At 68.2% G+C, this 1,741-nt stretch carries 1 protein-coding gene; it reads left to right on the top strand.

Annotated features, from left to right (window positions below):
- On the top strand, nucleotides 1-1,741 hold a 1,741-nt coding region (locus ABDJ40_RS24650; protein ID WP_347613758.1), incomplete at both ends, for a condensation domain-containing protein.

Genomic DNA, 1,741 nt, shown 5'->3' with positions numbered 1-1,741 from the left:
GCTGGCGGCGATCTGGGCGGAGCTGCTCAAGGTCGAGCGCGTGGGCCGTCACGACAGCTTCTTCGAGCTGGGCGGGCACTCCCTGCTGGCTCTGGGCCTGGTGGAGCGCATGCGCCGGCAGGGTCTGCACGCCGATGTGAAGCTGCTGTTCTCCTCGCCCACGGTCGCCGAGCTGGCGCTGTCCGTCGCCACGGTCGCGAAGGACATCGTCGTTCCCCCCAATCTGATTCCTCCTGGCGCCACGTCCATCACGCCGGAGATGCTCACGCTGGCGCGCCTGGACCAGGCAGGGATCGACCGTGTGGTCGCGATGGTCGAGGGCGGCGCCGCACAGGTGCAGGACCTCTATCCGCTCACTGCAGCGCAGGAGGGCATCCTCTTTCACCATCGCATGGGTTCGGGCAGCGACGCCTACGTGGAGGCCGGCCTGCTGGCCTGCAGCAGCCGTGAACGCGTGGATTCCTTCCTGCAGGCCTTGCAGCAACTGGTGGATCGGCACGACATTCTGCGCACCGCCATTCTCTGGGAAGGGCTGGACGAGCCGCTGCAGGTTGTGCACCGCCGGGCCGCGCTGCCGGTGAGCTTCCTGGACCTGGACCCCGCGGACGGCGAGGTGGCCCAGCAACTGGCGCAGCGGATGGATCCCCGCCGCACCCGCATCGATGTTCGCCAGCCCCCCATGCTTCGCGTGGGCGTGGCCCATGATCCGGTCCAGGGCCGCTGGCTGATGCGCCTGCTGTCCCATCACCTGGTGATGGATCACACCACGCAGGAGCTGCTGATCCAGGAAGCAGGACTGATTCAGGCCGGTCGGGCCGACCAGCTCTTGCCGCCGGTCCCCTTCCGGGACTTCGTCGCCCGTGCCCGCCTGGGCGTCAGCGACGACGAACACCGCGCATTCTTCAGCCGCATGCTGGGCGATGTCGAAGAGCCCACGGCACCCTTCGAGATCCTTGAGACCGAAGTGAGCGGCCTCGAAATGAAGGAGGCCCGCCTGCCGCTGCCCGCCTCGACGGCCCGCGCCGTGCGCGAGCTCGCACGCCGCTTCGGCGTGAGCGTGGCCAGTGTGATGCACCTGGCCTGGGCCATGGTGATTGCCAAGGTCTCCAGCCGACAGTCTCCGGTGTTTGGCACGGTTCTGTTCGGGCGCATGCAAGGAGGTCCGGGCGCCGATCGCGTCTGGGGCATGTTCATCAACACCTTGCCGGTGCGCATCGATGTCGACGCCGCTCCCGTGCAGCAAAGCCTGCGTCGCGTGCATGCGCTGCTGTCCGAGCTGCTGCACCACGAGCATGCATCGCTCGCGCTGGCGCAGCGCTGCAGCGGTGTGCGGCATGGCCAGCCGCTGTTCACGTCCCTGTTGAACTACCGCTATGGTGTCTTCGAGGAGCAGGTGCAGGCTCACAACGCGGAGCTCGAGGTCCTCGGCGCCGAAGAGCGTTCCAGCTTCCCCATCTGCCTGGACGTCGATGATCTGGGCGAAGGCTTCTCACTCAATGCGCAGGTGGAAGGCGGGCTGGATCCGCTGCGCGTGTGCCGGCTGATGGAGGCCTCGCTGGACGGCCTGCTGCAGGCCCTGCGCGAAGCGCCGCAGACCCCTGTGGCCCACATCGACATACTGCCGGCGGCGGAGCGCGAGCAGGTGCTGCGAGGCTGGAACCAGACGCAGGAGGCGCTGCCGCTGGATCGCTGCGTGCACGAGCTGATCGAGGCGCAGGTGCGTCGAGATGGTGCGGCGGCG

The organism is Roseateles flavus (assembly GCF_039872765.1).
Classification (GTDB): Bacteria; Pseudomonadota; Gammaproteobacteria; order Burkholderiales; family Burkholderiaceae_C; genus Roseateles_B; species Roseateles_B flavus.
This window is presented reverse-complemented; position numbering and strand designations above follow the sequence as displayed.